This is a genomic window from Limnobacter sp. MED105, from assembly GCF_000170915.1.
Taxonomy (GTDB): domain Bacteria; phylum Pseudomonadota; class Gammaproteobacteria; order Burkholderiales; family Burkholderiaceae_B; genus Limnobacter.
On the sequence record NZ_ABCT01000002.1, the window covers coordinates 151,395 to 176,018 of the forward strand.

The following is a 24,624-nucleotide window of genomic DNA, read 5'->3' on the forward strand; positions in this document are numbered from 1 at the left end:
GTTTACTCGCCTTCGCCAAATTTGTCATCGATCAAGGCAACCAGTGCTGCAATGGCCTCGGCTTCGTCACTGCCCTCGGCTTCAAGAACAACGTTGTGCCCTTTGCCTGCGGCCAGCATCATGACACCCATGATACTTTTTGCGTTGACGCGGCGACCTGCCTTGGCAATCCACACTTCGGATTGAAAACGGCTGGCGGTTTGAGTCAATTTGACTGACGCACGCGCATGCAAACCCAATTTATTGCTGATGGTGATTTCTTGCTGAATCATCGTTTTTCGCCGGGTTAAAAGTTTGACGTTGTGGCGCCGTAGCACCAGTGCTTACGATACCGTTTCGACCACCCATGACCAAACGTTCGGCCACTTCATTAATGGGCAAATCCCGAAAACCAAGTGCACGCAACACCATGGGCAAATTGCAACCTGAAACCAAAACTGTGGGCAGGCTCAAGGATTCCACACCGGCACGTACAGCGGCGTTGGAGGGAGTAGCACCGAACAGATCGGTTAAAAACACCACACCCTCACCTGCGTGTACCTGCCGCGCGGCAGCCTGAATGCGCTGTACCGACTGTTCAATGTCTTCGTCGCCGGGCACATCCACCACCGCCAAGCCCTCGGGTAAAGAACCCATCACGTGTTTAACGCATTGGGCGATTGCATCGCCCAATGGGGCGTGGGTCACTAGCACCAACCCCAGCATCAGTTACCCTCCTGCAAGGCGTTTTCAACGGCTTGCACAAAGGTATCTGCCACCGGGAAACCGGTTTGATCCATGATTTCGCGGAAGCACGTAGGGCTTGTTACGTTCACTTCAGTCAGGTTTTGTCCAATGATGTCCAGCCCAACGAGTAATAAGCCGCGTTTTTTCAATTCCGGAGCCAGTGTGCGCGCAATATGCCAGTCACTCTCGCTCAAAGGCTGAGCACGCCCGGTTCCGCCAGCAGCCAGGTTGCCACGGTGCTCACCTTCTTTGGGCAAGCGTGCCAGGCAATACGGCACCGGCTCGCCATTGATGAGTAGCACACGTTTGTCGCCATCCACAATTTCTGGAATGTAGCGCTGAATCATGGCGGTTTTTTTGCCATAGTCGGTCAGCGTTTCAAGTATTACACCCACGTTTTGATCGCCTTTTTTCAAGCGAAAAATTGAGGTGCCACCCATGCCATCCAATGGCTTGGCGATGGCATCTGGGTGTTGTTCCAGAAAACCGCGAAGCTGGGCGGCGTTGCGCGACACCAGGGTAGGCACCACGAACTGTTCAAACTGGGCGATGGTAAATTTTTCGTTGTGATCACGAATGGCCCGCGGACTATTGAACACGCGCGCACCCTCACGCTCGCCCTGCTCGAGTAACCAGGTAGCGGTCACAAACTCGGCATCAAAAGGCGGGTCTTTGCGCATGATGACGGCATCCAGGTCTTTCAGGGCCACCTCTTCACGGCCCACCTCGGAGTACCAAGGCTTGCTGGCGCGGTCAATCGCGATCCACACCACTTGGGCGCGAACACCTGCACCAGTGGCCCAGTGCAGGCCACCATCCTCAATCACCCCCACCTTCCAGCCGCGCGATTGCGCCGATTCCATCATGGCGATTGAGGAATCCTTTTTCGGATTCAGGCTGGTGAGTGGGTCGATGACACACACAAAGCTGCGACTGCTCATGCGGCCAACTCCACGCTGGCTGTGGCCTCCAGTTCCTGCGATGCAGCGAGTGCGGCCAGACGACCAATCACGCCGTAGGCATAGAAACGATTCATGGCCGCATCGGGGCGGTCACTGCAATCGGGTGTGTTACACGGTGTTTCAAACGCCAAAGGCACAAAGTGCATGCCGGGTGCATTCAGGTTTTCATCACGCCCACGGCCGGTGTGTACACGGTAGAAGCCGCCCACAACATAGCGGTCGATCATGTAAACCACTGGCTCGGCCACGGCGTCTTCAATGTTCTCGAAGGTATGCACGCCTTCTTGAATGATCACGTCAGACACCTGCAAGCCTTCTTTCACAACCGACATTTTGTTGCGTTGCTTGCGATTCAAGCCCACCACTTCCGAGGCGTCTTTTACAGTCATGATGCCCATGCCGTAAGTACCGGCATCGGCTTTAACGACCACATAAGGTTGTTCGTCAATACCGTACTCGGCGTACTTCAAGCGAGTTTTGGCCAATACTTCATCGACCGCTTGCGCCAAGGCTTCTTCGCCCACGCGCTCTTGGAAATTTAATTGATTGCGGTGGGTGAAATAGGGATTGATCAACCAAGGGTCGATTTCCAGCATTTCAGAGAATGCCTCCACCACAGAATCGTAAGCCTTGAAGTGGGTGCTTTTTCGACGAGTGGCCCAGCCAGCATGCAAAGGCGGCAGCAAAATTTGATCTTTAATGCCCTGAAGAATGGGAGGTACGCCTGCGGACAAATCGTTGTTCAACAACACCGCACAGGGCTCCAGCCCCTCAACACCCACACGGTTGCCATAGCGCTTCAGCGGCTCCAGCACAATGTGCTGACCGTCTGGCAAATCAAAGCGCGTGGGTTCGGTAATTTCAGGCGACACCGAGCCCAGGCGAATATCCAGACCGGTTTGCTTCAGAATGGCAGCCAAGCGGGCCACATTCGTGAGGTAAAAAGTATTGCGTGTGTGATTCTCGGGCACCAGCACCATGCTGCGCGCTTCCGGACAGATCTTCTCGATGGCGCTCATGGCGGCCTGAATGGCCAGCGGCATCATGTCTGGGGCCAGGTTGTTGAACCCGCCGGGGAACAAGTTGGTGTCCACAGGGGCCAGCTTGAAACCAGCGTTGCGCACATCGACTGAACTGTAGAACGGGGGGGTATTCTCGTTCCAGGCCATGCGAAACCACCGCTCGATTTCGGTGGTTTTGTCGAGCATTCGTTTTTCAAGATCCAGCAGCGGACCGGTTAAAGCAGTAACTAGATGAGGAACCATCAACACTCTCTGGGTAAGACACTTCGCCAAGTGTAATCCAAAACGCTGCACTGCCACATTGGGGAAGGGAAATCGGGGGTGAAGCAAAAAAGGCACCCGAAGGTGCCTTTGAATCAGCCCTTTACCCCGGGCTGAAGGATTCCACCTAAGTGGAGAGTGTGACTTACTTGCTGTAGGCTGTTTCACCGTGTGAGGTGATGTCCAGACCTTCGCGCTCTGCATCTTCAGAAACACGCAAACCGACGATCAGATCAACCAGTTTGAACGCGATTGCAGCCACGATACCAGACCAAACGATGGTGATTACCACGCCCTTGGCTTGTACTGCCAACTGAGAAGCGATCACGAAGTCGTCACCCATGGTGCCGCCCAGGCTAGGTGCTGACAACACACCCACCATCAAGGCACCCAAGATACCGCCCACGCCGTGTACACCGAATACGTCCAGTGCGTCGTCTGCACCCAACATCTTCTTCAGGCCAGTTACGCCCCACAGGCAGATTGGACCAGCCATCAAGCCGAGGATTAGTGCGCCCATTGGGCCGATCGTACCGCAAGCTGGAGTAATCGCAACCAAACCACCCACTGCACCGGAAGCAGCACCCAGCATGGAGGCCTTGCCTTTAAGCAGTGCTTCAGCAGCGGCCCAGCTCAGTGTTGCAGCAGCCGTGGCCAGCAATGTGTTGATGAAGGCCAGTGTTGTACCACCGTTGGCTTCCAGGTTTGAACCGGCGTTGAAACCGAACCAACCCACCCACAACATGGAGGCACCAACCATGGTCAATGTCAGGCTGTGTGGAGTCATTGCTTCTTTGCCGTAACCAACACGCTTGCCGATCATGTAGGCACCCACCAAACCTGCAACCGCAGCGTTGATGTGAACTACTGTGCCGCCAGCGAAGTCGATTGCGCCGTCTGCGAAGATGAAACCTGCAGCGTCCCACACCATGTGTGCGATTGGGATGTAGCTGAATGTGAACCAGATTGCACAGAACAACAGTACAGCAGAGAACTTGATGCGCTCAGCGAATGCACCCACAATCAGCCCACAAGTAATGGCCGCGAAAGTGGACTGGAATGCGATGAAAATGAATTCGGGGATCATCACGCCTTCGGTGAAGGTGGCCGACAATGAATCGGGTGTTACACCACTCAGGAAAAGCTTGCTGAAGTTACCCACGAACGGATTGTCACCACCGCCGAAAGTCAGGCTGTAGCCATAAATGGCCCACAACACAACAATCAAACAGAACACGGACATGACTTGCATGAGCACGGACAGCATGTTCTTCGAGCGGACCAGGCCACCGTAGAACAGTGCCAGACCAGGAATGGTCATGAAAATTACCAAAATTGTGGCAATCATCATCCAGGTAATGTCGCCCTTGTCCACTGTTTGCTCAACAGCAGGTGCGGCTTCTTCTGCGGGGGCAGCTTCAGCAGCCATGGGTGCTTCGGCAGCAGGTTCTACTGCCGCGGGCGCTGCTTCAACTGCAGCGGGCATTGTTTCAGTGGCTTCGGTGGCAGGCGCCATCGGTGTTTCTTGTGCAAACACACCGGGGCTTGCAACACTGAAACCCAGTGCAGCGGCCGCCAGCCAGACAGTCAGAAGTTTTTTCATGATTTCCTCACTTCTCTCTGGTTAAAGGGCGTCTTTACCGGTTTCGCCTGTGCGAATACGGGTAACACTCAACAAATCAAACACAAAAATTTTGCCGTCGCCGATCTTGCCAGTTTTGGCTGCGGCTTCAATGGCTTCACAGGCCTGATCTACAAGGCTGTCGTCCACTGCGGCTTCGATTTTCACTTTGGGCAAAAAGTCGACTACATATTCGGCGCCACGGTACAACTCTGTGTGACCCTTTTGGCGACCAAAACCTTTCACTTCGGTAACCGTAATGCCTTGCACGCCGATGGCAGACAGCGCTTCACGGACTTCATCGAGTTTGAAAGGCTTAATGACTGCTGAAATTAGCTTCATTACGCACTCCTGAATTAAGTTTGAAGAGGGTGAAAACAGCGCCCTCTTCAGAGCGCTGTCTTAATACAATTTAGAACGATGTGCTGATAGACAGAATCAGGTCCGCTTCGCCTTGGTCTTTACCCAAAACCAACTCGCCGTCGTCATCCGTACCAACAAAAGCAGCACCATAAGTAAACTTACCAGCGGTGTAGGTCAGGCCAACTGAGTAATCCTGATATGAATCAAGGGCACTACCATCGATTGCAACGATGTCATCGGCGTAATTGGTGATGCCATATGAAACGCCAAAGGCCAGAGCTTCAGAAATTGGATACTCGTACGCCAATTTGAAGTAAGTTGAACCGCCCAGATCAGAGTTTGCGCCCTGCTGTACGCCATTGGTGATGGTCTGCAAAGCGAAGTAGTCGTCTGTCAATGACACGTTCAAAGACGCTGTCAGGCCCTTGTATCCCAGTGAGCCGTAGGCTTCCAGGGTGTCGGCATCTGTCAAGCCGGTGTTATTGGGTGTGTTTGGGTAGTAGTAGTACAACAAGCCAGCGTCATAAGCGATGCCGTTTGCAAACTCACCAGCATAGCCGCCGTAAAAGTCCATTTCCAGGCTGTTGGCGCCGAAAGAAACGTTGGAGTTCCAGTTGCCTACGTAGAAACCATTGCCGAAATCAACATCAAAACCGCCTTGCAGCGCGAAGTCATTGTTAGTCTGGCTTACACCGCGGAAGCGGTAGTCAGTGTAAACACCAACGTTAGCAGATGTAGTTACTTCAGCTTGTGCAGTTGAAACAGCACCGAAAGTAGTTGCGGCGATTGCAGCGACCAGTACTAATTTTTTCATCTCACTCTCCTAAAAATAGATGAATGCCGTAAAGTTTTTTTGGCAAGGGTCTATTAGCGAGAAGTGTGCCAGCCGTGAACTCGTCGGTAATTTCGCGATAAATCCCCCTTTTTCGGGCACAATAGCGATTCAATTTTTTGAATTTTCAGTCGCAGCACCAAATTGGTGCACTCTTTTGGTGCGATGCGAGACAACTCTTTTGGGGTAAACATTGGCGAATAATCCTTTCGACACCGTCGCGGCCAAAGTGGGTGAATTGCTCAATGCAAAGGGCCTTCAAAACATGGAAAACCCAGTCACACAGCTGATTCGACAGGGTTTGCAAGACATGGAATTTGTCAGCCTTGAGGATTTTGAAATTCAAAAGGAAGTGCTGAACAGGCTGCGCGAAAAGGTGCATGCACTGGAAATGCGCGTGGCTGAACTCGAAAAGCGGGCTTGATTGATTGTCTGGCCTGGCATTCTCTGCCGGGTGATGTAAACCGAAGCACCCGTTTGCCAAAACACACCGTGTGGGGATAATCGTCGGGGTTTGACTGCCTGCCCCACCATGCCTTTAGCCACTCTTCACAGTCTTACTTTTGTGGGCGTTCGCCCAGTCGCGGTTCAAATTGAGGTTCATCTGTCGGCTGGTTTGCCTTCCTTTGCGCTGGTTGGTCTTCCCGACACCGAAATTCGCGAATCAAAAGAACGGGTTCGCTCTGCGCTGCTTAATAGCGGATTCGAGTTCCCTTCCCAACGAATTACAGTCAACCTTGCACCAGCCGACCTTCCCAAGGGCAGCGCTGCATTCGATCTTGCGGTGGCACTGGGCATTGCCAGTGCATCGGGCCAACTGGCCAAAGCCGACCTTTCTGACTGGTTGTTTGCCGGCGAACTTTCGCTTTCCGGTGCGCTGACTGCTGTGCGCAGTCCTTTTGCGCTCGCTGTTGCTGCCCGCAAAGAGGCCACTGCGCGCCAGCGCCCCATGAAACTGATGATGCCCAAAGCACAAGCCAGCCTTGCCGCCACGGTGCCCGGCATTGCGATATTCGGTGCCAGCAATTTGTTTGAAGCGGCTGCGCATTTGGTGGGGCACGGCGCACCTCTTGAACAACACGCCCACCACACGCAAAACCATACAGGCCTGGTAAACCTGCTCGACATGGCCGAGGTTATTGGCCACCAAACCGCAAAACATGCCTTGCTGACTGCCACCGCAGGCCAACACCACATTCGCTTGGTGGGGCCGCCCGGCAGTGGAAAGTCGATGCTGGCACAGCGTGTGGGCAGCCTGATGCCACCTTTGCCCTTTGAAGACTCGCTGGAAATCTCGGCCATTCGAAGCTTGAAAGGCGAAAGTGATGTGCTCAGCCCGCAACGTCCTTTCAGGAACCCTCACCCCAGCAGCAGCATGGCTGCATTGATAGGTGGCGGAAACCCACCCTCACCAGGTGAAATTACACTGGCCCATCAAGGCATTTTGTTCACCGATGAAGTGTTGGAATTCGATCGACGTTGCCTGGAGTCGTTGCGTGAACCGCTTGAAACCGGGCGTGTGAATATTTCCAGATCGGGCCATCAAGCCAGTTTTCCCGCTAGGTTTTTGTGGGTATGTGCCCACAACCCATGCCCCTGCGGCTGGTTGGGCCACCCTGCAAAAGAATGTCGATGTACGCCAGACCAAGTGAGAAAATATCAAAACAAACTGTCTGGTCCGTTGGCCGACCGGCTGGACATTTCAGTTGAAGTGCAAGCCATTGACCACGGCACCTTGCTAACGGGGGAAACGCAACACTCTGAATTCGGCAGCAGCGCTGGGCTGCGCAGGCAAGTTGAACAGGCCCGAACCATTCAACTTGAACGCCAGGGCTGCCTGAATGGTGAAATGAGCGCGGGCCAAATCAACAAATATTGCAAACCTGCCAGCGGCGCTGAAAAACTGTTGTTGGCCTATGCACAAAAAAACCATCTTTCAGCGCGTGCACTGCACCGAATTTGCAGGGTTGCACGCACCTTGGCTGATCTCGACACTGCAGACCACATTGACAAGAAGCACATTGCCACAGCGATTCAATACAGAAAGGCGCTAAGTGGCGAGGCGGGCAACCACTCGCCTGTGCTTACCAGCTGAATCACAACCCGTAAGCCATTCGCAGCAAGCTCAGTGGATGCACCAGTTCCGGTTTTTTATCGGGGGTTTGTGAAAGGCCAAGGCTTTCAATACCCCAGGCAATTTGCCTCCCCGTCAATTGACAGTCTGTCGACAAATAATCGGGGGCCTGGTCGGCCATTTGCCGCACTACCTGCCGCCCTATTTTCATGGCCATAGGAAAGTGCTCACGCCGACTACCCCAGTCACCACCAAAGCCAGGGCTGCCCTTGACAACGTTTACCTCAGTGTCAGGTATTAAGGCCAACAAAGCCTCGGTGTGCCTGGCAATACCCAAATGAGCACCGCCCAAGAAAGGTTCGTGATAGTTCACTTTGCCCAAAGAATGGACGAAATCAGTTTTCAAGGCATCTTCGCCGTGCAGGGCAATCAGGTATTCCGTAGGCGCCCAAAACGCTTCCTTCACTTGCTGAATTTCGGCATTGGCCGGGAAAAGAGCAGGCAAGTTGTGAGTAAATATTCGCGCACAGCGTGGGCTTGGGGACACCAGTGCATACCCCTGCTGGGCCAAGGCCAACAAGCGAGGAATGTTGATTCGCGCCAATTCAGCAAAACCGGAAAGATCGCCCATGTTCAGTTTGGCTTGACCGCAACAGCCCTCAAGATCGGCCACCACGCACTCAATGTCATTGTGTTGCAGCACCTGAATCAAATCCTGACCAATTTCAGGTTCGTGCAAATTCACGTAGCAGCTGGCCAATAGGGCCACCTGTCGGGGCACTCTGACATGGTCTGCCACCACAGGGGGCTGCGCTGGGCTGGCCAACATCAAACTGCTTTCCCTAGCAAGAAAGGTTCGAGTCGCCAGTTTGGGTAACCAGGCTTGTGCATCAACACCCGTGCCGCGTTCAATCCACTTGCGCACGGCACTGCTGCCCGCGGCGATGTTGACCAGCGCGGCAACCACCGGAATACCTGCCAAATGGGAGAACGGATTGTGCCGCTCAAACGCAGCACCGAAATGAGTACCGCCCTTGGCAAATTTCACGGCTTTGGCCCGCAACATGATGGCTGGAAAGTTGATTTGCTGTGGATGGGGTTCGCTATATGGGCAGTGGCCCACATGGCATTGGTCGCACAGGTGACAGTGATTGGCCAAATCAAGATAGTGCGATTTTGGTACGCTGCCAAGCTCTGAGTCTTCAGACTCATCAATCAGGTCGAACAAAGCGGGAAATGTGCTGCACTGGGACAAACAACGCCGGCAGGTGGCGCACACGTCGAACACTCGCTCCATGCTGGCCAGGCATTGCTGCTCATCGAGGTAATCAGGGCTGGTCCAAGCGGCTCCAAGCTCCTGTGCTTCGTGACTACTGCCATCCTCAAGAGCCTGAGCCATGCTCACCCCCGATGTTGTTGTTCTGCCCCAAACGGAATTAGGTGACTTACTTTGCGTCCAGGTCGAGCATACCAAATCCAACTGAACAATTGCAGAGTCCACAAAATGGCCAGCGAAAGCCGCATGGCGTCGGTACTCTCCAACCCCAATGCCACAAAGGTATCAATGCCTATGCCAATGCCCCATTGAATACTGAAGGCACCAATAAAAATCAGAAGGTTCAAGGCCGTACTGGACCGACCCGTGAGTTTTTTGGGAAAAGGCTTGTTGCAGGTGGCGTAGGTCATGATGCCGGAGGAAATCAGGAAAGCATGGATCAACCAACCCCACAGGCTTGATTGCGCGCCCTGCACAATTTGAACGGCAAACACCAACAAAGACAGGCCCATGCCGATCATCATGATTTGATCTTCATCGCCCCCCGCCTTGGACACCCTGCGAGTCAGGAAACCGAGGGCCAGATAGCCCAACATCAGCACTGCAGAAATCCAGAACATGTTTTGCGCCGCCTGGGCATTGCTGACCCCAATCACATTGGTGAACCAAGGGCCTACCCACAAACCATGGAATGCCATGAACCCCCCTTGCGTGATCATCGCCAAGGGGGCAACACGCCAAAAATGAGGGTGCGCATAAATGGCCCGGTAACCTTGGGCCATGTCCGCCACTGACTGGGTTTTTTGGGGTTTGAACAACGCAGGCAAAGCAAACCACAAAGCAAAACCGGCCAGTACACACAGCACCGCGGCCACACCAAACACACCTCGCCACCCCAGGGCAGGCAGCGCCGCCTCCACGGGCGTGGTCACGGTGAGTGCTCCCAACGACCCGGCCACCAGCATCCACGACGACAAGCTAGCCTGCATGTGCGGCCTGAAATACAGCGAGTAGGCTTTTACAGCCGCCATCAAGCATGCCGACACACCCACACCAATCAGGGCGCGGCCCAGCCACAACACCAAATAAGAATCAGCAACGGCAAACAACAAGGCACCCAGCGCTGCAAAACCGATCAATACCGCCTCAACACGCCTGGGGCCGTAACGATCCAGCATGACGCCAACAGGTAATTGCATGATGGCAAAGGACAGAAAATAGGCCGAGGCCAAAAAGCCCAGCTGCCCGGCAGTCAGTCCGAGTTCTTGAACCAAAGGCTGGGCAATGACTGCATTGATGGCCCTGAATGCATAGGACATGATGTACGCAGCCGCAAAGATCACAAACATGCGCATGGCGAGGCTGCCATTCACATACATGTGCTCTACGCCGTCTGGCCCAATTTCACGCGATACATTTTGGGGCTTGTATTGCATTACTGCCCCAGCAGGGAAAAGCCACCAAACCAGGAAGTGGCTGAATCGGGATTGGCTGCTTCACCAGGGCCCATCATCAACACTTCATAAAGTACGCCTTGGTGCTCGAAAAAACGGGCCTGCGCAAAAGCGGCTTCACCGGAAGACAACTTGCCTGTGATCGACATTTCATGCACGGTTTTACCCAACCATTGAATGGGCTTTACTTCTGCTTGACCAGCGGCAATATTGTTGGCAATCGCCTGGGCCAAAGCATCCCGCAAGGCGGGGCCCTGTAAAGCAAGGTCGCCCTGCAAAGGCACGGTGCCCACTGCAAAATATAAACCTTCAATTTGAGCCGCCTGCAAAGTCAGCGGCACTTGAAGCCCGATCAAATCCATGGTTCGGGTGGCCTGCGCCGGCTTGTCAGGAAATGTAGCCATGTAGCCAATGTCGGTGTTGGGTACCACCCGCCAGTTGAACTGGGGCGAACACGCGACCAAGGCGCATAATGCGAGCAGGGAAACGAAAATTGCACGGCTTTGAGCAAAGGCTGTTTTCATGAGGCGCTTTGAGGCGAAAATTAGGCAGGTGCTCCATTGTAGGGGCTCTTGATACAGATCAATAGCAGTGATAACCAGAGTGTGAACAGAATGGGTATTGTGAAATTCAAATCAAAAGCAGCCGGCGACATTGTGATGTTCAAGTCCAATGCAGACCAACTGTTTCGAATCATGGGCATTGAACCCAGCGAGCGGGGTGTGATTGAGCCTCGCGACTTGGCCCATGCGCATGCACAACTGGTGGCCGCGGTAAATGCCGAACGCATGGCTCGCGCCGAGAACCCGATTGATGAAGATGAGCTAAGCGCAGAAGAAAAAATTGCCCTGAAAAACCATGTGGGACTTGAACAAAGGGCTTACCCTTTGTTGAAGATGCTGGAAGAAGCGGCGAAAAAAGAAGTGGATGTGCATTGGGGGTTCTGATGAACCCCCTTCACTGGCTGGCGTGTAATTAGGCGTTTGCTGTTTCGCGGCGGCGCACTGGGCCTGCAATTGCTTCAACTTGTGCTTGGGTTTTCTTGCCCAGGCCAATTAAAAAGCCCAGTTCAGCCACCACAAACAGTGGGCCGATCGCCAAGCCAATCAGGTCATCAACAAAAGCAGGCTTGCGGCCTTCGTAGTAATGGCCCACAAACTGGATAATCCAGCCCACCACAAAAATACCCACGCCAGCACCCAGCCAGGCTGCTGTGCTCAAGGTTGCAAAATGCCCGGCAGTCAGCAGTAGCGCGCCGTGAATGACAAACATGGCCAGGCCATAGGTGGGGCTCAGCTTGAGATAAAACAGGCTGGACAGCAAAAAAACCAACAAGGCGGGTGTAACCGCGATACCGGCCACATCCACCGACACGCGCGACAACAGGATTAACACCGACAACACAATAATGGGAACGCCCACAAAGTGGGTGGCAATGTTGCGTGGGTCACGGTGATACGTGGCATAGGTTGCCAGTTGGTCGACCAACGTTCTCATGGCTTGTTCTCCTTGAAGCGGCAAATGTTCTAAACGTTTGATTTTGAGCTTGTATGGTTACAAATCAAGGCTGAAAGGTCTGTCAATTGCCTGACATTTGATGCTAATTTAGTAGAACAGGTGGAGACATAACAAAAAAACAATGCAGACACACAACATTCAACAAATATTGAACCGCGGAAAATGGTTTGCCAGTTTGCCCGGCAACCTGCAACAGGCTTTGTTAAAGCATGGCGTTTTGCGTCAGTTCCAGAACGGGCAGCGCCTGTTCTCGAGGGGCGATTGTGCCGACGGTTTGTATGCTGTACTCAGCGGGTCGGTACAAATTGTGGGGGCCAGCAAACATGGCGCAGAGGACAAGCATGTAATCCTGACCCTGATTGACCCACCGGACTGGTTTGGAGAAATTTGCCTGTTTGACCGTCAACCCAGAACCCACGACGCGCTGGCGGATGGACCTGCCACTGTATTTCATGTGCGGCAGGCTCTGCTGGATCAACTAATTTCAGAAAACCCCAACTACTGGCGTGAATTTGGCCTGCTGTTAACCCAGAAGGTTCGCCTTATTTTTGGAGCCATTGAAGACGCGGCCCTGTTACCCACCCCCACCCGCCTTGCCCGCCGTTTGCTGCAAATGGCTGAGGGCTACGGCATACGATCGGACAGCAGCACCGTAAGCGCGCGCACCCTGCATGTGTCGCAAGAAAAGCTCTCAGCCATGCTGTCAATTTCGCGGCAAACAGTGAACCAGATGCTGAAGGAGCTGGAGCATGAAGGTCTGTTGTTGTTGGGACGCGGAAATATTGAAATTCTGGATCTTGATGGCTTGAAGAAAAAAGGCCAAATCAACTAGCTGCATCCAAAACACGCCACGCTGTGTTCCCTCTGTGTCGACTTGTGGTTTGACACCTGTTTTAGGCATTAACGACAGAGGGATTCAAATGAAATTCAAGAAAAAATTTGTGGCACTGGCTTTGTCCAGTTTGGTGTTGGGTGGTTGTTTTTCAGACGATGACACCCCAGCGATGAGCGCAGGTGATGTGTTCCTGCTGACCGATGCAAACCAGTTGGCTTCTCTAAACCGGGATAATCCAACACAGTTAAGAACCAGCACCCAATTGAACGGTTTCATGACCAACGGCGAAGTCGCAATTGGCATGGATTTCCGCCCTTTTAATGGCAACCTGTATGTAGTGACCAAAGATGCAAGTGATGTAGGGCGTGTTTACACTGCCAACACCACCACTGGCGCGCTCACTCTTATTGCCACCTTGGTGGCCGACCCCGCAGATGACTCACCCGGAAACGCCGCTTATGCCACTTTGCTAGGCGACAATTTTGGCGTGGATTTTAACCCAGCAGCTGACGCGCTGCGTGTAGTTAGCGATGCAGGCCAGAACCTGCGTATCTTCCTCGACAACGATCGCCGTGCTACCAAAACAGCAGGACAAACAATCACCGACCTGGAAATCAACGGTGGCCCAGCCAACGCAGAGACAACAGGCGCGGCTTACACCAACTCGTTTGATGGCACCAGCGGCACCCGACTTTTTGACATCGACACTGTCAACAATCGCTTGGTACTACAAAGCGCAAACCCGGGCACGTTGACAGATATTGCTCCATTGGGAGTAACAGCAACAGCTGTCAATGGTTTTGACATCGACCCTGAAACCAATGTGGGCTATGCGCTACTCACAGTGGGGGGCAGCAAAGGCTTGTACACAGTGCGTATTCCTGACCCAGCCGAAACATTTCCTCTCACAACCAATGCAGCAGCATTGCTGGGCAACGTCAACATCAGCGGTAACGTGATTGGTCTTGCTGTTGAATTGAACGAAAACCCAACGGTTGTTGGCTTGAACGGCACACTGACTGCGCCAACCCTGTTCAGCTTCTCGTTGCGCACTCCGAACACGATTAGCAGCCCAGTCGCAGTGACAGGGTTGGCCATGGGCGATCAGCTGTTGGGCATTGATGTACGCCCAGCAACTGGAGAACTATACGGCTTCGTGCGCAATGGCACGAACGGCAAGCTGTATACCATTAACCCCGATACTGGCGCAGCCACGCTGGAATCCAGCTTGAGCAATGCCAATACGGCCGGTGGCGCTTTGGTATTTGACGCAGGCAAAAATTACAGCATCGACTTCAACCCAGCAGCAGACCGCCTGCGAGTTGTTAGCTCAGGCATTGGTGACGGCGAAAACTACCGTATCAACGTAGACACGGGTGCCACTATTGTGGAACGTGACCGGTTGGCTGCACCCGGCGGCGATGCGGCTGGTGGTGACTTGCAAGCTGATGCCGCTGCACCAACGCCAGCTGCTGCAGACTTCAGCGTGACTCAAATTGCCTACACCCGCAATTTCTCATCGACCATCCGTCCGAGTCCAGCCACAAAAATGTTCGACATTGATTCCACCAATTCGACTTTGCTGCAACAACTGCCCCCCAACACGGGCTTGTTGAGGCAAATCGGTGCGATCGGTGGCACCTTGGACAACTTCGCCGGCTTTGATGTAGTGGGCGGTGACGATGGCGCGCGAGTGATTGCTGGGCGCGTTGGTTTGACCGGCCCATACAGCCTGTTTGACATTAACCTGGGAACTGGTGCAGCGACCGCTGCTGGGGCACTGATCGGCACGGGCGCTACCAACCAAATTGGTGGCGCCACCGGCCCAGCCGACCTTCGCGATTTGGCGATTATCTACAACCAACAGTAATCAAGTTGTAGAAGCAAAAAGCCCCGGTCTGTTAGACCGGGGCTTTTTTATTCACACCATCGAATTCACTTCAACGCCACCGCGGTACCAATGAACATGATTTCACCGGAAGGGCGGTTGCCCAAAGGCGATCCGCCTGCTGGTTCGAGCGTGACTTCGAACAACTGCTGCTCAACCAGTTTGGGGAGCATGTCGGCGGGCAGTTCCAGCGGCTTGCCCAATTCCATCAAACCCAATGAGGTTGGGCCAGCATCGGTGGGTGCTTTGGTCCATAGCTGCAAGCTTTTGCCCATGTTGGCGGGGTTGCCTTCAATGGGCAAACCACCAATTTGATACACGCGAATGGTGTCGTTCGGGCGCGCTTCCACCAGCCATTCGGTGGTTTTATCGGGGCTTTTCATCACTGCCACGTAGCGGGGCCCATCATTGAGTTGTTGACTGGCACCAAACAACTGCACGCCCAGCACTACCACTGCAGCGCTGGCTGCTACAGCCCACCCTTTCCACAACCAAGCAAAAAGCGCGGCCACTGCTGAAGCAGTTTTTTCGCCAGCCATGGCAATAGAACGGTCCACTTTGGCCCACACCTTGGCACTCACAGGTTCTTGCTCAAACTTCCTGGACATGGCGGCGAAGTGTTCAGTCCAGCTGCTCACTTCTTTGGCCAACTCGGGATCCTGGTTCAAGCGTCGCTCGAAATCCTGTCGCTCAGCGTCTGTCATTACGCCGAGCACGTACTCGCCAGCCTCAACAATCTTGGCTTCTGTCTGCGTCGTCTCTGTCATGACAAACACTCCTTCAATTTCAACAATCCCCGGCGTATCCAGCTTTTGACACTGCCGAGGGGCGAATTCAATCGTTCTGCAATTTGCTCATGGGTGTACCCATCTACGAAGGCCAATACAATGGCGTTGCGTTTGGTTTCGTCCAGTTTTCCCAAACATGCACTGAGCTTTTCGGCTTCTTGGGCCAACTCTTGATTGTCGTTGGTCGACAATTCCGGCACGTCGTGCTCTTCGGAAGACACTTCCATCAAGCGCTTGCGCACAGTATTTAACGCTTGGTTGCGCACCACCGTGTACACCCAACCGCGCGCAGATCCCAAGGCGGGAGAGTATAACCGAGATCGATTCCAAACCTTGACCATGGCATCGTGCAAAACCTCTTCGGCCAGTTCACGCCGTTTCACGATTCGATAGGCCACCGAAAATAACCAGCGGCTGTCACGCGCATAAATGGCCTGCAATGCAAACTTTTCACCACGCGCACAGGCCAAAAGTGCCGCCTCGTAGTCAAAGTCGCTTGGGTCAGTAGAATATTTGTCGGTCACGTTAACACTACTCGCTGCAAGGTGAAACAGATGCAAAAGGGAGGGCAAAAACAAGGTGGCCCCCCGCTTGGGTTAAAACAAACAAGCTGAATTAATCCTCCAGCAAGGCACGCAACATCCAGGCAGTTTTCTCGTGAATGTCCATGCGCTGTGTCAGCAAATCAGCAGAGGGCTGGTCATCGCCGTCTTCAATGATAGGAAAAATTTCGCGAGCGGTGCGTGCAATCGCCTCGTGACCTTTGGCAAGAATTTCCACCATTTCCATGGCCTTGGGTGGCTTGGCAGGCGCATCTTTCAAAGTGCTTAACTTCGAGAATTCGGCATAGGAGCCTGGTGCATGAAAACCAAGCGCCCGGATACGTTCGGCAATCGGGTCCACTGCATTCCACATTTCGGTGTACTGCCCCATGAACATGGTGTGCAGGGTATTGAACATTTTACCGGTCACATTCCAGTGGAAGTTGTGCGTGGTCAGGTACAAGGTGTAGGTTTCGGCCAGCAGGCGGCTTAGGGCCTGGGCAATCGCGGCACGCTTGGCATCGGGGATACCGATGTTAATGGAGGGCATGTCAGGTTTCTTTGCTGCTTTGGCCATTTTCTCTCTCCTGTTCTATTCGATGGGTGACTGACCCAGTGGATTGGAAATAGTTGCAACCCCGTTGATGTGCACAGACCCAAAGTACAGTTTGCCATCAAAGGGCGTCACCTGCGTCACGTAATAATAGTAAGCACCAGCCTTCTCAGCTTGCAGGTTGGCAATCACGGTGCCTTGCGGGTTAATTGCCAGCGCCATGGCCTTGGGTTTGATCGGGAATTGAACGTAGTTCAATAATTTTGCCATCGCTTTGCGAACAGCAGGTTTGTCGGCGAGCGAATCCAGCAGCGGGTCACGTAAACTGGGTACAGCAACCCAATAGTTTCCATCGGCGTCCGTGCGAATATTGTCCGGGAAACCGGGCAGGCCATCGATCAATACATCGCTGGTTCCAGCCTTTTCGCCTTGTAACCAATAGCGCAGAATGCGGTATTCGCCGGTTTCGTTGACCAGCACATAATCGCCTGCTTTTGAAATTGTGACGCCGTTGGCAAACTGCAAGCCACTCAGTAACGTTTTGGTTTCACCTGTTTGAAAATCATATTGAAGCAATCGTCCGTTGGGGCCATGTTCAAGAACATCGAGCACGTAGCTGTTCAAGTCAAACTTGCTGGAAGCGTCCGAGAAATAGGCAAAACGACCATCTGCACTCACAGCCACATCGTCTACAAACTTGAATGGCACGCCTTCGGACCCAGTCGACAGTACCGTGACTTCGCCTTGCATGGTGACTTTCAACAAACCTTTGATTGCATCGGCAACCACCAAATAACCTTCGGGATGAAACACCAAACCCAGGGGGCGGCCTTTGGTGTTGCCAATCAGATCAAAAGGGGTTGTTTGGGGGCTTTCAGGCACCTGCAGTTTTGCCGGGTCGAAACGAACAATTTCACCGGTGTTCATACCTGTGTATAGCAATCCGTCTGGACCAGGTGCAATGGACTCTGGCTGCAGCAGGTTGTAGGTACCAAACACTTGTGCATCTTGCAGCAAACTGTTGCTGGCATAGGGGCCTGAACTCAGGCTGGGCATGGGCGCTGGCTTCCAGGCCACAGGCTCCACAGGCGTAGAACCAAACACCACGACACCACCAATAACGACCACCGGCAGCAATACCACTGTAATCAAAACTTTGCCCAAAGCACGCATGTTGTTGACACCTTGAAATTTCCGTTAGCATGGATGATATCGGAGGAAACAAGCCGAACACCAAGAAACACCAGGAGACACGTTGTGAATTTTGAGCCCAGCGCCAAGGCGCAAGACTTTGTAAAGCGCGTCCGCGCCTTCATGAAAAACGAAATTGCCCCGCTAGAGGCCGCTTACTGGGACAAAATTGAGGCCCAGTGCAATGGTCGCGAGTGGGTCAACTGGCGCATACCCCCGGAAATGGAGGCCCTGAAAAGCAAGGCGCGCGAGGCGGGCCTGTGGAATATGTTTTTGCCCGACGACAAACTGGGTGCGGGCCTGAGCACCATGGAATATGCGCTGGTGGCCGAAGAAACAGGCCGCAGCCTGATGGCACCTGAAGTGTTCAACTGCAATGCGCCCGACACCGGCAACATGGAAGTGCTGTGGAAATACGGCAATGCCGAGCAGAAAAAAGAATGGTTGGAGCCCCTGCTTGCTGGTGAAATCCGGTCTGTGTTTTGCATGACTGAACCCGATGTGGCCAGCAGCGACGCCACCAATATGCAAGCCACCGCCACCCTGGAAGGCGACGAAGTGGTGATCAACGGCACCAAGTGGTGGAGCAGTGGTATTGGCGACCCGCGTGCAAAAATAGCCATTGTGATGGCGCGCACAGAAAATCCTGACCTGGACCGCCATCACCAACACACCATGGTGCTGGTGCCTTTGAATACGCCGGGCGTTTCCATCAAACGCATGTTGCCGGTGTTCGGGACTTACGATGAACCCCACGGCCACGGCGAGGTGGAATTCAACAATGTGCGCGTGCCCCAAGGCAACGTGATTGCCGGCTTGGGCAAAGGTTTCGAAATTGCACAAGGCAGACTGGGCCCTGGTCGCATTCACCATTGCATGCGTTGCATTGGCGCCGCCGAGGAATCGCTGGACCTGATGATCAAGCGTGGTATCTCACGCGTGGCCTTTGGCAAACCATTGATTAATTTGGGCGGCAACCGCGAACGTGTGGCCGAGGCTCGCCTGGCAATCGACCAGGCACGCCTGTTGACCCTGTACGCAGCCTGGAAACTGGACCAGGTCGGTGCGCTACAGGCCATGACCGAGATTGCAGCCATTAAAGTGGTGGCGCCCAATGTGCTGGAACAGGTGGTGGACATGGCCATTCAAATGCACGGCGGCGCGGGCGTTAGCCGCGACACTCCGCTTTCCGGCTTTTACATTCAAGCACGTAGCCTGCGCCTGGCCGATGGCCCCGATGAAGTTCACAAAGGCGTGATTGCCCGCATTGAAATGATGAAGCGGGGTTTCAAATAATGACTGGTTCAGCGAAATCGGTATTGGATGTAGGCACTGCAGTTCGACCAGGCGAAGAATTAAACACCGACGTGGTGACCGGCTGGCTGCGTACGCAGGGTTTGACGCTAAGCGACAAACCGGAGTTGACTCAGTATTCGGGTGGGGCCTCGAACTGGACCTATCGGCTGAAGTACCCGGAGGCTGATTTGATACTGCGCCGCCCACCCAAAGGCACCAAGGCCAAAGGTGCGCACGACATGGGCCGCGAGTTTCGCATTCAAAGCCTGCTAAAGCCGGTGTACCCCTATGTGCCAAACATGGTGGGGCACTGCGCAGATGAGTCGCTGATTGGCAGCGAGTTTTATGTGATGCACCGAATCGAAGGCATTATTCCGCGCAAGCACATGCCCCGCGGTGCACAGCTAGACCGGGAACAGGCCCGGCAACTAAGCATCAACTTTCTGGATCGATTAATTGAGCTACACCAGATCGATATTCACGACAGCGGCTTGAATGCCCTGAGCAAAGGCAGCGGCTACACCCGCCGCCAGCTGGATGGCTGGAATCAACGCTACGAAAAAGCACGCACCTGGAACGTGAGTTCATTCAACAAGGTACGCCGCTGGCTTGATTTGAACTGCCCCGAAGATGTGAAACTGTGCATGATTCACAATGACTGGCGGCTTGACAATGTGGTGCTGAACCCGGAAAAGCCCACCGAAATTATCGGCACGCTGGACTGGGAATTGGCCACCGTGGGCGACCCACTGATGGACCTGGGCAGTGTGATTACTTATTGGGTACAAGGCGACGACAACTTCTTGATGAAGATGCTGCAACGGCAACCTTCCAACCTTCCCGGCATGATGACGCGCCAGGAAATGGTGGACTACTACATGCAGAAAACCGGCATACACACCAACAACTGGACCTTCTACGAGGTATTTGGCTTGTTCCGGATCGCCGTGATCGCCCAACAAATTTATTACCGCTACCACCACAAGCAAACCCGCAACCCGGCATTCAAAAACTTCTGGATCATGGTGAATTATTTTGATTGGCGTTGCAAATCGCTGATCAGAAAACTGGGCTGAACACGCATGGGAACCATCTATTTAATCCGCCACGGGCAAGCCAGCTTTGACAGTGCTGATTACGACAATTTGTCGGATCTTGGACAACTACAAGCAGCACAGCTAGGCGCCTGGTTCAAGGCCCGGAAAATTCGATTGCATGGCTTTTTTAGTGGCAGCATGAACAGGCATTTGCAAACCGCCCAGGCTTTTGCAAGCACCTACGGTGTGTTTCAAGAACCGGTGCAGCATGCGGGTTTGAATGAGTACGACCACGAGGCCATATTGCAGGCGTTGATTGGTCAGTACGACGACCCCGATGCCTTCGAGCAACAAGTAATGCAGAACGCAGACCCCCGCAAAGCATTTCAACAGATTTTTGAAAAAGCGATTGCGCGCTGGGTGAGCGGTGAACACGATTCTGATTACCCCGAAAGTTGGCGAACTTTCAAAACCCGGGTGATGAGTGGATTGGGTGCAGTAACAGCGCAAGCCATGCAACTGAAACAAGGCACGGGCTCAGCCAATGTGGCGGTATTCACTTCCGGCGGGCCGATTACTGCGGTTACGCAAAACCTGTTGCAATTGCCCGATGCGAATGCATTTAACCTGAACTGGATGATCACCAATTGCAGTGTCAGCAAACTGTTGTTTGGTCAACGGGGAATCAGCCTGGCCAGCTTCAATGAGCAGGCCCATTTCGAAGGTGAAATTGCAGGCGTGTTGGCAGATCAAGCCAATGGGCTGGAGGCATTTGCCGCCAAACCCAATGGCCTGATTTCCTATCGGTAAACCTTGGTCGGTTACTGCGCTTTCTTGATCTCGGTTACGGTGTAGTTCGAACCTTCCTGCTTCACGTTGAACTTCACCTTGTCACCTTCTTTCAAGCCTTCCAGCATGGCTTTGTCAGCCACACCAAACACCATGGTCATGGGTGGCATTTCAACGCTTTTGATTTCACCGTGCTTGACCGTGATCTTGCCGGTGTTCTTGTTGATTTTGCGAATTTCGCCATCGGCCATTTCAGATTGAGCTGCGGCTTTCGCCTTGGCTTTGGCCTCGGCTTCCATGCGTTGTTGATTTTCAATCACATGCACTGTGTGGTCGGCTGCGTAGGCTGCACCTGCGCTCAAAATAGCCACAGCAATTGCACTCAGTTTCAATGTATTTTTCATGGTTTTACTCCTTTAAAAAACAATCAATGGCCAGCGTGGCCTGTGGGTTTACGCACCTGCAATTCAATGTGCGGCTGATTCTTCTGTGCCAACTTCATGCTGGGCTGCCCGGCACTGCTGCTGCGTTTGGGCTTGGCCAATTCACCCGTAAACTCATACGCAATCGTGCCTTCGGGGTGCTTGTACCAACCAGGGTCGGAATAATCACCGGGTTTCTGATCCTTGCGCACCTTCAGCATGCTGAACATGCCACCCATTTCGACCGAACCAAATGGTCCGTCACCCGTCATCATTGGAATGGTGTTGTCGGGCAGCGGCATTTGCATTTCAGCCATGTCGGCCATGCCGCGCTCACCCATGGCCATGTAATCAGGAATCAGATTCGTGATTTTTTTGGTCATGCCCCGGTGGTCCACGCCGATCATGGTGGGCACATCGTGGCCCATGGCATTCATGGTGTGGTGGCTTTTGTGGCAATGGAATGCCCAGTCGCCTTCCTCGCTGGCAATGAATTCCATTTGCCGCATTTGGCCCACCGCAATGTCCACGGTTACTTCAGGCCAGCGTGAGTTTTTCGGTGTGGGCCCACCATCGGTACCAGTCACTTCAAATTCATGGCCATGAATGTGAATGGGGTGATTAGTCATTGTCAGGTTGCCAACACGCAAACGCACTCGGTCATTTTTGCGTGCCACCAAAGGTGAAATACCCGGAAACAGGCGACTGTTCCAGGTCCACAGGTTGAAGTCGAGCATGGTCATGATTTTCGGTGTGTAAGCACCGGGATCAATGTCATAGGCGTTCAGCAAGAAGCAGTAATCGCGGTCCACTTCGCTGATCAACGGATTCTTGTTCTTGGGGTGTGTGACCCAGAAGCCCATCATCCCCATGGCCATTTGCACCATTTCATCTGCATGCGGGTGGTACATAAAGGTTCCGGGCCTGCGTGCTTCAAATTCATACACAAAGGTTTTACCGGCTGGAATACCTGGCTGGTTCAAACCGGTCACACCATCCATGCCGTTGGGCAATCGCTGGCCGTGCCAGTGAATACTGGTGTGTTCGGGCAGTTTGTTGGTTACGAATATCCGCACGCGGTCGCCCTCCACCACCTCAATGGTGGGGCCTGGGCTTTGCCCGTTGTAGCCCCACAGGTGGGCCGTCATGCCCGGGGCCATTTCCCGCAGCACGGGTTCAGCCACCAAATGGAATTCCTTCACGCCGTTGTTCATGCGCCAGGGCAATGTCCAGCCATTCAAGGTGACCACCGGGTTGTAGGGCCGCCCGCTGTTGGGCACCAAAGGGGGCATGGTGTCGGGCGAGGTTTGCAAAATGGGTTCAGGCAAAGCGCTCATAGCCACTTTGCTGACGCTGGCCGCAGCCACCGCGCCGCCTGTCAGTGCAGCGGCCTTAAAAAACTCTCGCCTTGAAAATTCACGTCTGGAAGTCATGTTTAGAATCCTTTGATTTAATGGCCACCGCCAGCGTCGCCGCCAGCACTTGCCGCCGCGCCACTGACCGACACCATCATGGGTTTGCCCACCACGGTGGCTTGCAAAGCGGCATCGGCCCGCCAGAAATCGGCCTGGGCATTGATGGCTTGCACCACAACGTTCACTTGGTCGCGGCTGTCTGCCAACAGCTCGAACACCCCGATGAACATGCCGTTGTAACGCAGCACGTTTTCATCGGCGATGGTTTGCCGCAGTGGGATAATTTCGTCGCGATAGTGGCGTGCAATGTCATAGGTGGTGCGGTAAGCGGAATAGCTTTCCCGCAACGTGGATTGCGCACTGCGCAAGGTGGCTTCAAGCCGATTGGCGGCAGCCAGTGTGTTGGCGTTCATGGCATCACGCTTCATGCCACCCCAATCAAAAATTGGCAGGGCCAATTCAAGCTCATACCCTTTTTTGTTGTTGCGCTCGCCAGTGTCGTTTTCAAAAACAGTGTCGTAGCGAATGCCGGCCTCAATGTCCAGAAAACTGGCGACATTGCCCAAGCCTTGCGCTTTTGCACTGGCATCAAAGCCCTGTTTGGCCATGCGCACATCCAATCGGTTTTCACCTTGTTTGGCCACCTCCGAAGGGGCTTTCGGGGCCTGGGGCAAATCGGGCAAACGATCGGGCAACTTCAGTTGCGCAGCCTGATCGGTAGTCAAACCCAACATGCGCACCAGTGCCTCACGCATAGCCGTGGCTTTGTGCCGGGTGGCCGCAAGGTTTAGCGCTGCATCGGCATAAAAGCTTTGCTGGCGCGCGCGCTGCAAACGGGTGAAGTTACCCACTTCCTGCATGCGGCGGGCCAATTCAGCGCTGGTCTGTGCGCTTTCAAACACTTGTTGGGCATAGGTGTAAGCCTGTTGTGCCGCAACCGCATCCACCCAGGCTTGACGAACCTGGGTCACTTGGTCCACTACACTGCTGGTCAACTGTAGCTGCGCCCGGTCAAGTTGCGTGCGGGCAATGCCTTGCCGGGCTGGCAAGCTGAGTAAATCGAGCAGGCCAAAACTCAGCAAACGCCCCAATTCCAGCTCATCTTTGATCCGCAAACGCTCAAACGCAAACACCGGATTGTGAATTCGGCCACTTTGCGCGGCTTGCGCAGCCTGGGCCCAATTCTCGGCCAACACGGTTTGAAACTGCGGGCTGTGGGTCAGCATCAACTCCACCGCCGCAGGCTGGCTCAAAGGCTCTTTCAATATTTCGCTGGCCTTAGAAGCCATGGCCTGGCGTTGTTCATCGGTCTGAACAAGGCTCAAATTACCGTTGGTGAAACCATTCAATTCCTGATTGGTTTGGTCCACCGATTCATTAATATTCACCGACGCACAACCCGCCAACACCAGCACGGCCAATGAAATAGCTGTTTTTTTCAATAAATGGGGCGTGTTCATTGGGCACCCCCGTGTTTGTGAACATGGGGTTGGGTAGCCTGTTTGGATTCTGCCGGTTCATCCTTGGTCTTGTCCTCGTAAGGCTCGCGTGCGTACACGCGCCAACCACCGATTTCATCAACCAGTTGATTCGCCTTGGGCCAGTTTTGTATTTCAGAATCAGAATAGGCTTGATAGCCTTCAAATGCCGATTGGTATTCAAGTTCTTGCACAGCCTGTTCGGCATTCGCGGGCAAAGCGAATGCCAGCAACAAGGGTGCGAATAAGAAATAGGACTTCATAGATCCTCGCAATCATTC

Annotated in this window: 27 protein-coding genes; 8 read left to right on the top strand and 19 right to left on the bottom strand. The window is 53.7% G+C overall.

All coding sequences use genetic code 11. From position 1 onward, the window contains the following. Window positions 1–2 precede the first annotated feature (2 nt). The 7 genes from LMED105_RS03530 to LMED105_RS16110 form a co-directional block, all read right to left on the bottom strand. The gene (locus LMED105_RS03530) at window positions 3–272 is read right to left on the bottom strand and encodes an HPr family phosphocarrier protein (protein ID WP_008248249.1); all 270 of its coding nucleotides are present in this window, start codon (window positions 270–272) and stop codon (window positions 3–5) included. Then, window positions 241–705, bottom strand: coding sequence for a PTS sugar transporter subunit IIA (locus LMED105_RS03535; protein WP_008248251.1), 465 nt, complete (start codon window positions 703–705; stop codon window positions 241–243). The genes LMED105_RS03530 and LMED105_RS03535 overlap by 32 nt, the downstream gene beginning before the upstream one ends. Continuing rightward, the gene (gshB, locus tag LMED105_RS03540; RefSeq protein ID WP_008248253.1) at window positions 705–1,667 is read right to left on the bottom strand and encodes a glutathione synthase; all 963 of its coding nucleotides are present in this window, start codon (window positions 1,665–1,667) and stop codon (window positions 705–707) included. The genes LMED105_RS03535 and gshB overlap by 1 nt, the downstream gene beginning before the upstream one ends. Continuing rightward, a complete protein-coding gene (gene gshA, locus LMED105_RS03545) occupies window positions 1,664–2,953 on the bottom strand; it encodes a glutamate--cysteine ligase (RefSeq protein WP_040512316.1) in 1,290 nt (429 codons plus the stop codon). Before gshA ends, gshB begins: the two co-directional genes overlap by 4 nt. A 163-nt stretch (window positions 2,954–3,116) precedes the next feature. After that, window positions 3,117–4,574, bottom strand: a complete 1,458-nt coding sequence (locus tag LMED105_RS03550; protein WP_008248256.1) for an ammonium transporter — start codon at window positions 4,572–4,574, stop codon at window positions 3,117–3,119. Window positions 4,575–4,595: 21 nt separating this feature from the next. After that, window positions 4,596–4,934, bottom strand: coding sequence for a P-II family nitrogen regulator (locus tag LMED105_RS03555; protein WP_008248258.1), 339 nt, complete (start codon window positions 4,932–4,934; stop codon window positions 4,596–4,598). Between the two features lie 70 nt (window positions 4,935–5,004). Continuing rightward, a complete protein-coding gene (locus LMED105_RS16110; protein WP_008248259.1) occupies window positions 5,005–5,769 on the bottom strand; it encodes a TorF family putative porin in 765 nt (254 codons plus the stop codon). A 211-nt stretch (window positions 5,770–5,980) separates the two neighbouring features. On the opposite strand from LMED105_RS16110, the gene LMED105_RS03565 reads away from it, so the two are divergent. Both LMED105_RS03565 and LMED105_RS03570 read left to right on the top strand, forming a co-directional pair. Further along, window positions 5,981–6,211, top strand: a complete 231-nt coding sequence (locus LMED105_RS03565; protein WP_008248261.1) for an accessory factor UbiK family protein — start codon at window positions 5,981–5,983, stop codon at window positions 6,209–6,211. Between the two features lie 108 nt (window positions 6,212–6,319). Next, on the top strand, window positions 6,320–7,882 hold the full coding sequence (locus LMED105_RS03570) for a YifB family Mg chelatase-like AAA ATPase (protein ID WP_008248262.1): 1,563 nt from the start codon (window positions 6,320–6,322) through the stop codon (window positions 7,880–7,882). Window position 7,883: 1 nt separating this feature from the next. Here the strand turns inward: LMED105_RS03570 and LMED105_RS03575 are convergent, their stop codons facing one another. From LMED105_RS03575 to LMED105_RS16115, 3 genes are read right to left on the bottom strand one after another with little or no spacing between them, the layout of a single operon-like run. Then, window positions 7,884–9,260 carry a heterodisulfide reductase-related iron-sulfur binding cluster gene (locus LMED105_RS03575; protein WP_008248263.1) on the bottom strand — a complete coding sequence of 459 codons (1,377 nt, stop codon included), beginning with the start codon at window positions 9,258–9,260 and terminating at the stop codon, window positions 7,884–7,886. Window positions 9,261–9,262: 2 nt separating this feature from the next. Next, a complete protein-coding gene (locus LMED105_RS03580) occupies window positions 9,263–10,573 on the bottom strand; it encodes a nitrate/nitrite transporter (protein WP_008248265.1) in 1,311 nt (436 codons plus the stop codon). Beyond that, the gene (locus tag LMED105_RS16115; protein ID WP_008248266.1) at window positions 10,573–11,115 is read right to left on the bottom strand and encodes a hypothetical protein; all 543 of its coding nucleotides are present in this window, start codon (window positions 11,113–11,115) and stop codon (window positions 10,573–10,575) included. Before LMED105_RS16115 ends, LMED105_RS03580 begins: the two co-directional genes overlap by 1 nt. Before the next feature lie 90 nt (window positions 11,116–11,205). Between LMED105_RS16115 and LMED105_RS03590 the strand changes: the two genes are divergently transcribed. Then, the gene (locus LMED105_RS03590; protein WP_008248267.1) at window positions 11,206–11,538 is read left to right on the top strand and encodes a DUF1840 domain-containing protein; all 333 of its coding nucleotides are present in this window, start codon (window positions 11,206–11,208) and stop codon (window positions 11,536–11,538) included. A 28-nt stretch (window positions 11,539–11,566) separates the two neighbouring features. On the opposite strand, the gene LMED105_RS03595 is transcribed toward LMED105_RS03590, so the two are convergent. After that, a complete protein-coding gene (locus tag LMED105_RS03595) occupies window positions 11,567–12,088 on the bottom strand; it encodes a DUF962 domain-containing protein (protein WP_008248268.1) in 522 nt (173 codons plus the stop codon). A 142-nt stretch (window positions 12,089–12,230) separates the two neighbouring features. On the opposite strand from LMED105_RS03595, the gene LMED105_RS03600 reads away from it, so the two are divergent. Then, window positions 12,231–12,941, top strand: a complete 711-nt coding sequence (locus LMED105_RS03600) for a Crp/Fnr family transcriptional regulator (RefSeq protein WP_008248269.1) — start codon at window positions 12,231–12,233, stop codon at window positions 12,939–12,941. Between the two features lie 88 nt (window positions 12,942–13,029). Next, complete coding sequence (locus LMED105_RS03605; protein ID WP_008248270.1) at window positions 13,030–14,814, top strand: DUF4394 domain-containing protein; 1,785 nt, start codon at window positions 13,030–13,032, stop codon at window positions 14,812–14,814. 65 nt (window positions 14,815–14,879) lie between these two features. On the opposite strand, the gene LMED105_RS03610 is transcribed toward LMED105_RS03605, so the two are convergent. The 4 genes from LMED105_RS03610 to LMED105_RS03625 all read right to left on the bottom strand — a co-directional run bounded on the left by LMED105_RS03610 (window position 14,880) and on the right by LMED105_RS03625 (window position 17,888). Beyond that, the gene (locus tag LMED105_RS03610) at window positions 14,880–15,599 is read right to left on the bottom strand and encodes an anti-sigma factor domain-containing protein (protein ID WP_008248274.1); all 720 of its coding nucleotides are present in this window, start codon (window positions 15,597–15,599) and stop codon (window positions 14,880–14,882) included. Then, entirely contained in the window at window positions 15,596–16,144 is a 549-nt protein-coding gene (locus LMED105_RS03615; protein WP_008248275.1) for a sigma-70 family RNA polymerase sigma factor, read from the bottom strand. Before LMED105_RS03615 ends, LMED105_RS03610 begins: the two co-directional genes overlap by 4 nt. Before the next feature lie 91 nt (window positions 16,145–16,235). After that, complete coding sequence (locus LMED105_RS03620) at window positions 16,236–16,739, bottom strand: Dps family protein (RefSeq protein ID WP_008248276.1); 504 nt, start codon at window positions 16,737–16,739, stop codon at window positions 16,236–16,238. Between the two features lie 15 nt (window positions 16,740–16,754). Further along, window positions 16,755–17,888 carry an SMP-30/gluconolactonase/LRE family protein gene (locus tag LMED105_RS03625; RefSeq protein ID WP_008248277.1) on the bottom strand — a complete coding sequence of 378 codons (1,134 nt, stop codon included), beginning with the start codon at window positions 17,886–17,888 and terminating at the stop codon, window positions 16,755–16,757. Between the two features lie 84 nt (window positions 17,889–17,972). Between LMED105_RS03625 and LMED105_RS03630 the strand changes: the two genes are divergently transcribed. The 3 genes from LMED105_RS03630 to LMED105_RS03640 are packed head-to-tail and all read left to right on the top strand — an operon-like array spanning window position 17,973 to window position 21,049. Then, window positions 17,973–19,202, top strand: coding sequence for an acyl-CoA dehydrogenase family protein (locus LMED105_RS03630; RefSeq protein WP_008248278.1), 1,230 nt, complete (start codon window positions 17,973–17,975; stop codon window positions 19,200–19,202). Beyond that, window positions 19,202–20,278 (top strand): phosphotransferase family protein, encoded by a 1,077-nt coding sequence (locus LMED105_RS03635; RefSeq protein WP_008248280.1) that lies wholly within the window; start codon window positions 19,202–19,204, stop codon window positions 20,276–20,278. The genes LMED105_RS03630 and LMED105_RS03635 overlap by 1 nt, the downstream gene beginning before the upstream one ends. 6 nt (window positions 20,279–20,284) lie before the next feature. Continuing rightward, window positions 20,285–21,049 carry a histidine phosphatase family protein gene (locus LMED105_RS03640; protein ID WP_008248282.1) on the top strand — a complete coding sequence of 255 codons (765 nt, stop codon included), beginning with the start codon at window positions 20,285–20,287 and terminating at the stop codon, window positions 21,047–21,049. A gap of 11 nt (window positions 21,050–21,060) precedes the next feature. Here the strand turns inward: LMED105_RS03640 and LMED105_RS03645 are convergent, their stop codons facing one another. The 4 genes from LMED105_RS03645 to LMED105_RS03660 are packed head-to-tail and all read right to left on the bottom strand — an operon-like array spanning window position 21,061 to window position 24,606. Further along, entirely contained in the window at window positions 21,061–21,432 is a 372-nt protein-coding gene (locus LMED105_RS03645; RefSeq protein ID WP_008248283.1) for a copper-binding protein, read from the bottom strand. 23 nt (window positions 21,433–21,455) lie between these two features. Next, window positions 21,456–22,883, bottom strand: a complete 1,428-nt coding sequence (locus LMED105_RS03650; RefSeq protein WP_008248284.1) for a multicopper oxidase family protein — start codon at window positions 22,881–22,883, stop codon at window positions 21,456–21,458. A gap of 17 nt (window positions 22,884–22,900) precedes the next feature. Then, window positions 22,901–24,325 (bottom strand): TolC family protein, encoded by a 1,425-nt coding sequence (locus LMED105_RS03655; protein WP_008248285.1) that lies wholly within the window; start codon window positions 24,323–24,325, stop codon window positions 22,901–22,903. Continuing rightward, window positions 24,322–24,606, bottom strand: coding sequence for a hypothetical protein (locus LMED105_RS03660; protein WP_008248286.1), 285 nt, complete (start codon window positions 24,604–24,606; stop codon window positions 24,322–24,324). The genes LMED105_RS03655 and LMED105_RS03660 overlap by 4 nt, the downstream gene beginning before the upstream one ends. Between the last annotated feature and the right edge of the window lie 18 nt (window positions 24,607–24,624).